The sequence below is a fragment of the Aeromonas sp. s11 genome (assembly GCF_040907945.1).
Classification (GTDB): Bacteria; Pseudomonadota; Gammaproteobacteria; order Enterobacterales; family Aeromonadaceae; genus Aeromonas; species Aeromonas veronii.
The window spans coordinates 1-7424 of sequence record NZ_JBFOCU010000030.1 but is presented as its reverse complement, the minus strand read 5'-3'; the positions used below and the strand labels follow the sequence as shown (position 1 = coordinate 7424).

The following is a 7424-nucleotide window of genomic DNA, read 5'->3' as shown; positions in this document are numbered from 1 at the left end:
CAGGGCGAGAGCGTGAACATATTGTTAAATTGACTTCAATTCAGCCAGCCCTGAATCCAATACCTTTTCCAGATATGGGCTGCTCATGCCCGCAAATTGCTGCTTCTTCCGCAAGCTTGCCTTACGGCTGGTTTCGGCTCGCAGCATGTTTTGCGCCATGTGTCGTGCACAGGCCAATATTTGAGGGGCATCACCTCGATATATCTGGCAGGCATCCTCATTCATCACGACATCCAGAACCCAGTGCAGGCTATTTTCAATTGCCCAGTGCCCTCGTACCGCTGAAGCAAACTGCTCTGGTGTCAGTTCAGCCGAGCTGATGTAGTAGCGATACTCCATCGAAAATTTTTCCATATTTTCAATTCGATAGGATATTGCGACACCGACAGTCTTCAGCGATTTCCACTCTGGAAATTGCTCTGATAGTGCTCCGGCTGGTAACACATGGTACTCGCGGCCATCGATGCGACCGTGCTCTTTCTCGACACTGAGCGTTTCTTCACTCAGCGGCTTCTTGGTCGACTCGGCCAGAGCTGCGCGTACTGCATTATGCAGTGTGGGCTGGTTACCTTTTACCGCCAGCAAGTAGTCGCCACCGCCCTTGACTATGGTTGAGGCTATTCCAGTCTGGCAGCCCATGGCATCGATGGATACCAGGCAGCCTTTTATATCGAGGAGTGCCAGTAATTCAGGAATGGCGGTGATTTCGTTAGATTTCTCATCTGTTTTGACTTGCCCGAGCACCAGACGATTCTCAGCGGCAAAGGCACTGACCATATGAATGGTAGACTGACGACTGTCTCGGTCGTAAGAGCTGCGTAAGGTCTTGCCGTCAATGGCAATCAGCTCACCATCGGTACGTTCTGATGTTGCTTGCATCCAGCGGACGAAGGCGTTCTGGAATTGCTCCGGTTGAATACGGGAGATGATCCTGGCTATGGTGTCGTGAACAGGTAATCCGTTATGAAACAATCCATTACGCTGAAACCATTCCAGATGTGCCTCGCCGAAAAGCTCGATATCTTCCCAACCTTGAGCTCCACCAATAGCAGCACAGACGGTGAGAAAAACCACATCGAAGAAGGGGTACGCGATTTTGGTTGTCTGACGAGGGTCTTCAAGTTCGGAGAAGAATTGGGTAAATGCCGCTTGATGGTTCATGACGAAACTCCCGTAAAAGAGAGTATAAGATCACACCCTGTTCGGTCGGTCAAATCCTCGTGCCCTGCTTAAAAAACGTTCGCGATCTTGCCCTGGATACTCAAGCGTTACATCACGCTCTTTGGTAGGCTCAGGTTGAGAAAAAAGTTCTTTTAAAAATGTCTTTCTTCGCGAGTATGCATCTTGAATATCTTTGTAAGAGGATAATGATTGACGTTGGACGCCACCTTTAACATCAATCATTATGGCAACTTTTTTACAGAGCAAGTCCCAAGTTAACTTTCCTTCCCAAGTATTAATTAGACCTAGTATATTAGGCAGATTTTTTTTCTGTGATAACTATTTTAGGCATAACAAATCACCCATAATATTAAAAGCTTTAGAATCGATAGAGTCAGGCGATTGAACTTCAATATTAAGTCCCTTCTCTAAAAGAACAACCTTGGCTGGCGATGGATCATATACATCAGGAATACGAATGGGGGTGCCATCAAGAACATTTTCATCCTCTAATAGCCGGATCTTTGTTCTAATATGAGCAAGTCGCCAACCGTGTGAGCTAACCCAGCGGTCAGCACCAAAGGCCCCCATTTTATGGCTTTGCTGTGCTTTTTCGAGTTGAGCTGCCACTTGAACTTCTCGTACTTTCAACAGCTCCAATGAGCTACGGAAGCCTTTGATACAGACCAATTCTTTGCAGGTTTCACAGTCACCGTTTCGCTGACATGGAATCATGGCAAAATCATGCTCACACACGCCTAGCTCTGTTACTATCGCTGCACCAGTAAGGTTCTTTCCGATTTCCTCGAAACTAATTGGAAGGTTACATTTTATTTTGTCCAACGTGTTTGCATTTTCAGGGATAGTAATAACTGCAATTGCATTGGACTTTTCTTCTTCTGTGCGATGATCATAGCTGGCATTATCAGCAACTCTTGCTCTCCCTGCCCAGTTTGCAAGCGTCAATTCATCCATCCCACCCCGTTCAGCTTTGGTACTTAGCCAATGCCTAGCTTGATGGGATGTTATATCGGGTTGTGAGCCATCCTCTCGTAATATGTTATGTTTCTTCCAAAGGAGGCCTCCTTTTCTGGCCTCAGACTTAGAAATCCTTGCATTAATTATGTTCACCGTAGGTAAAACAAACGAGTGTTGAATAACATCATGTTCCGCATGTAACTCACGGTCTCTATATAGTAACAAAGCCTCTGAGGCCTTAACTTTTTTTGCGTTATCAACAAAAGGCCAGTTAACCAATTTACTGATATACGCCATACTCCCATTGTTATCTGGATGCGTTTCTGCATACATCGCTGCCTCCCGTGCAGGCATGCTAATTTTTTTCAATCGTTCGATAGCTTCCAAAGCTACATCTTGCATGACAGTAGGAACCCATTTAATCCCTTCGTTGCCATTTTTGGCAGGCACCCAACGTATTCCAAGTTTAAGTTCTCCACTGCGATTCTCCTCCCATACAGTACAATCTATAGGCAATGAGAATAACTCAGAGCATCGGGATGGCGCTTGCATGAGCAATGCTATTACAGAAGTAAAATATTCTGCTTCAATACCTAATGAAGGCGCGTCATGAAATAACTTAGCAAATAACATCATATCCTCTTCTGAGGGCAATTTATTTTTACGATGTTCTTTTCCATTCTCATCAAGTTGAATAATTAAATCTTTTACTTTTTGATATGGATTTGACCACCCAGGAAGACTCGGTGTTATAAAATTGTCACGGCAGAAATTAAGAAGAAGCTCCATTTGATAGCCCGCTTTATTTCGACCTGCCAGATTTGATATGCGTCTATTAAAGATATCGCCTAGCCTTTCTAAAACTAGGCCATCGAGCATCAGAATATCTGCTTTATGTTTTGATTGAATCAATGCTTCTTCAAGTATTCGAATAGCTTCGAAATGTCTGTGAAGATTTGTTATGGGTTTTAATGCGTAAATGTAGCGAATGTATGCTTTTGCAAAATCAATAAATGGTGCACCTAGGGGAGAGAAACTATAGGAAGTTGATGGCTCTAAATTTGTGGAGAAACGGGCAACAACACGGCGAGTATTGTGAAAAGTGTGCCATAAATTATGATCCCAGCAATCTTCACCGAAAACAGTTAATTTGTTTTTGCTACTTTGAATGAACTTTTCTAGGTTCGCTTCTGAATTCAGTTCTATCGCAGGCTTAAAATGAAAAATGTTACTGTCCACTGATTATCCTCATGCTCGTTGTTGTTTCAGTTCAAAGCATTTCTGCACAACCCATTCAACTGCTAAAATTAGCCTATCTTTTGTTGCCGCGTACTCTTCACTTTTTGTCGTTTTCAACCTTACCTCTTTCTCCGCATATAGATGGGATAAGAATTTCTCGTGAGGAGCATCTAATAATGGTCTGAATTTTTCACAAGTGTAACAACTTTCATACCCCTTAATGCAAAAGTCATTGGTGCCGCATGCTCCTACGATATCGTTATCCTTGTTTGGTATGCGAGCAGCAAGGTCATGTCCTCGCTCACCCTGCTCTAAGTCAACGATAATGCGACCTAGGAATGCATTAGCAAAGGGAGCCAGTTGTTTACCAATAGCCTTGTCAATATAGGTCACGGTATCTGCGGTATTTTCTGTATAGACCTTAACATTTTGTGTATCGTTGTGATCCAATGCCTCCGCTATGATCAACGGCCCCAAACCTTTTCGACCAAGGTTTGTTCCTCTTGTATGACGAAACCGCCGAGCCGTTATATGAATATAGTCTCCTGTTCTTTCAGAAATAGCTTTTTGTTTTCTTTGGAAATTTTTTAGCAGGTGATTTCTTAGATCTATTGATGACATATTGAAAATGTCAGTTTCTAATAACTCATCAGTCAATGATGTTCTTTGCGCCGCTAACTCAAAAACCATTTCCCAATCAATAAATAATGGGATTTTTGTTGCTTGAGAAGCAGTCAATTTTATTGAGAATTTTGATTCAAACTTCTTTGTTTCATCTCTAATTAAATTACGCAACGTTAGATAGAGCTCTTCCGTAATTGGAAATTTTTTAAAAGAGAAACGGAACCCACCACCGCGCTGCTTTGCTCTCGGTATATTGAGGTAAAAATTTGTCACATTCTTACTGTGATCATGTTCTTTAAATAAATCGGCAGCCTTTATTTGTCGTAACTGTGTGGGGCGTCTAGCTGTAGCTTGCAATAAGCTCACATATGCATAGCATTGAAATGAGATATAGTTATCCCTGAATAAGCGAATAAGTTCATGATTTAATGCAAGTACCTCATTGTTAGTAAAGGCACCTGTTTCAGGGCAACGATTAGCAACAGATACTCCTTTCTTGTTTCCTGATAGAGTTAGTATTTCTAGTGTTTTCACCATCTCTGTTGTTACACCATAATAGCCATATTCATTCCAGCTAACAAGAAAGCCACGGAGTGAACCTAAGTACCATTCATGACTTTTATCAAGCATTGCTCGCCAATTGAGTAATACATCCTCATCTAGTTTTTTGAATCTAGTGTCTCGCAATAGTCGTTGGAAGCGTAGATACATATTGGATGTATGGTGTGCTGATTGTTCTTCAGCATAGGTTGCTAGTGTTTTTTTAAATCCATCTAGCAGTTTTGGTTCCATAGATAAAACATCCGGCATGAATGCAATGCTGACATCTTTATTCAACATCCAGCGCTCTGAGTGAAAATCAAAGCTGTAACCATCTTTTGATACTAATTTTTTTGAGCTAAACCTTGATGGGAAATCGTCATTTTCTTCCTCAATGTAATCATATTTATTCATTTGTACCCTCTATTCTTTGAGATTCAATAAGTTGTCTCTGTAGTTCTTCTTGCTCTTCGAGTACGAGCTTGTTTGTTTTTTTGCGAATATGACGTTCAACATATGGTTTGGCAGAACTTTCTGATGTGTGCCCCATTTGATGCATTCGGCTTTTTGCTTCTTCACTAGGTGAAATAAACGTACGGTTGTTGTTCGGGTCTTTAGATAGAACATTGTTCTTGTCAATTATTTCTGAGAACCACTGGTTCCAGTTATGCCTAAAATAATGTGGGTGTATTGATTTGAACCGCTCATCTACAGATTTCATTGTTGGCACGATGATACTATCAAATGTACTGGTCGAGATTGGCAGTCCTTGCGTTTTTCCCTTCCTATGTGTAACAAACAAATATGGATGCTTGTTCGCGTTAGGAGTCTTTGCTCGTATATTTATGATGTAGTCATCAATGAGGGCCGCAGTTTCATCTCTAATTCGCAACATTCTTTCTTTCGTTTTTGCTACAGGCTGATTTTTGCGAGGATCATATATGTCATCATGGTGACGTTTTACCCATATGAATTTATTTGGCCCGTGAAGCATTAAAAAATTCGATTCAATAGATAGTGAGAGTAACTCACCTCTCCGTATGCCTAGTTCTTTTAAAAGTAAAAACATAAGATGATTTCGTTTTTTTGTCGAAGCATGTTTGAATGGATTCTTTGGATGGTCGAATTGTGCCACAGCCATAAATTCCTCAATTAATCCATCAGGCAAATCTTTACCATCCAGTTTGTCTACAACATTCTTACCTTTGCCTTTAGGGCGAACATCCAGTATGCGCTTATTCATACTGTTAATTTCTGTGAGTAGTTTAGTGCTATTACAGTTCTGTACAGCTACTCTAGCAATGAAATCTAAATAACTTGCAATAGCTGTCACACGATTGTAAATGTTATTACGTCCCACTGTGGGGGTGACACTGATTAGTCTTGGGGTGTTAAATAAATCAATGACCTTATCTCTGGTTTTTTTGCTTTTAGCTAAGCCTTTGAAATGAGAAATATCATGACTGAGATGTTCTCTGATGTTGTCAATGTCAGTGTCGCTAAGAAACTTACCTTTCTGAAACTCAGAGAACAGGTCTCTGTGTTTATTTTCTTCCCATTGAAGAAACCACTTTAATGCACCTAGGCGATTTGAAATGGTATTCACCGACAAGCTGCTACGAAGTTTTGTTGTCACCCAGAGGGTTGCAAGAAAATGAGGCATACCATCATTGCCCATTAAGACTGGATAACGTTCACCATTTGCAAAAATCAATCTATCTAAATAGCTGTTCCGAATAGTAGATCACCGGAGGAAGGGAACTCAGTCCAGTTTGTGCGATCTGATTAGTCGCTAAACAAAACAAGCCACACCCAAAGGACTGAGTTGATGCCTATCCTACCACCTCTGCCACGACCACAACGGCGCCGCATTCACAAAATCATCCATGCCACCCGTGATAAAGGACATGCTCGTCGCTTGATGGCCATCTTGCTGTTACATGAAGGACGCACGATCACCGATGTTCATCACCTTACCGGCGCTGCGCGCTCGACCATCGGTCGTTGGCTTCGGTGGTATCGAGATGAAGGCATAGATGCGCTAGAAGCCTTACCGGCTGGCCGTGCCCCAGTCTTACCTATCGCCAAGATTGTCACCTTACTGGTGCTGCTCATGCAGTTTTCTCCGCAAGATTTTGGTTATCAGCGCAGCCGTTGGTGTACTGAACTATTGGCTATAAAAATCAATCGGTTAACAGGGCTCAATGTGGCAGCCTCCACGCTCCGCCGATGGTTACCTCGTATGGGCATTGTCTGGCGCAGGCCCGTGCCGACCTTGCGGATAAAAGACCCAGCCTATCAGGAAAAAATGGCGAATATCGACGCCGCGCTGGCCCGCTGTGATGCCGATAATCCGGTGTTTTATGAGGATGAAGTCGATATAGACCTCAATCCCAAATTAGGAGCCGACTGGATGTTCAGAGCGCAGCAAAAGCGGGTTGTCACACCGGGGCAGAATGCCAAGCATTATCTGGCAGGCGTTCTCCACGCAGGCAACGGAAGGGTACTTTACGTCAGCGGGATCAAGAAAAACTCATCGCTGTTTATTGCCATGCTGGAAAAGCTGCGCCACCACTACCGACGAGCCAAAACCATCACGTTGATCCTCGATAACTACATCATTCACAAAAGCAAACAGACCGAGCGATGGTTGAAGAAGAATCCCAAGTTCTGCCTGGTGTTCCAGCCAGTTTACAGCCCTTGGGTTAATCACATAGAACGGCTATGGCACAAGTTACATGAAACCATCACGCGCAATCATCAATGCAGAGGGATGGCAAACCTGCTGGCCCGAGTGAAACACTTCATGGATACCGTGTCTCCTTTCCCGGGGAATGGCTATGGCACAGCGAAGGTGTAGCACTATTGGGATCAGTTATTTA

The 7424-nt window shown here is 42.8% G+C and carries 6 protein-coding genes; 1 reads left to right on the top strand and 5 read right to left on the bottom strand.

Annotated features, from left to right (window positions below; genetic code table 11):
• Positions 1-24: 24 nt before the first annotated feature.
• The 5 genes from AB5Y84_RS09410 to AB5Y84_RS09390 all read right to left on the bottom strand — a co-directional run bounded on the left by AB5Y84_RS09410 (position 25) and on the right by AB5Y84_RS09390 (position 6148).
• Positions 25-1161 (bottom strand): ISAs1 family transposase, encoded by a 1137-nt coding sequence (locus tag AB5Y84_RS09410; protein ID WP_024943479.1) that lies wholly within the window; start codon positions 1159-1161, stop codon positions 25-27.
• 30 nt (positions 1162-1191) lie between these two features.
• The gene (locus AB5Y84_RS09405; RefSeq protein WP_368176820.1) at positions 1192-1404 is read right to left on the bottom strand and encodes a hypothetical protein; all 213 of its coding nucleotides are present in this window, start codon (positions 1402-1404) and stop codon (positions 1192-1194) included.
• A 96-nt stretch (positions 1405-1500) separates the two neighbouring features.
• Positions 1501-3378 (bottom strand): integrase, encoded by a 1878-nt coding sequence (locus AB5Y84_RS09400; RefSeq protein WP_368176819.1) that lies wholly within the window; start codon positions 3376-3378, stop codon positions 1501-1503.
• A 9-nt stretch (positions 3379-3387) separates the two neighbouring features.
• Positions 3388-4956, bottom strand: a complete 1569-nt coding sequence (locus tag AB5Y84_RS09395) for a site-specific integrase (RefSeq protein ID WP_174218922.1) — start codon at positions 4954-4956, stop codon at positions 3388-3390.
• Positions 4949-6148 carry a site-specific integrase gene (locus tag AB5Y84_RS09390; RefSeq protein ID WP_368176818.1) on the bottom strand — a complete coding sequence of 400 codons (1200 nt, stop codon included), beginning with the start codon at positions 6146-6148 and terminating at the stop codon, positions 4949-4951. The genes AB5Y84_RS09395 and AB5Y84_RS09390 overlap by 8 nt, the downstream gene beginning before the upstream one ends.
• A gap of 222 nt (positions 6149-6370) precedes the next feature.
• Here AB5Y84_RS09390 and AB5Y84_RS09385 point away from each other — a divergent pair, with 222 nt between their 5' ends.
• The gene (locus tag AB5Y84_RS09385) at positions 6371-7402 is read left to right on the top strand and encodes an IS630-like element ISAhy2 family transposase (protein WP_001809438.1); all 1032 of its coding nucleotides are present in this window, start codon (positions 6371-6373) and stop codon (positions 7400-7402) included.
• Positions 7403-7424 lie beyond the last annotated feature (22 nt).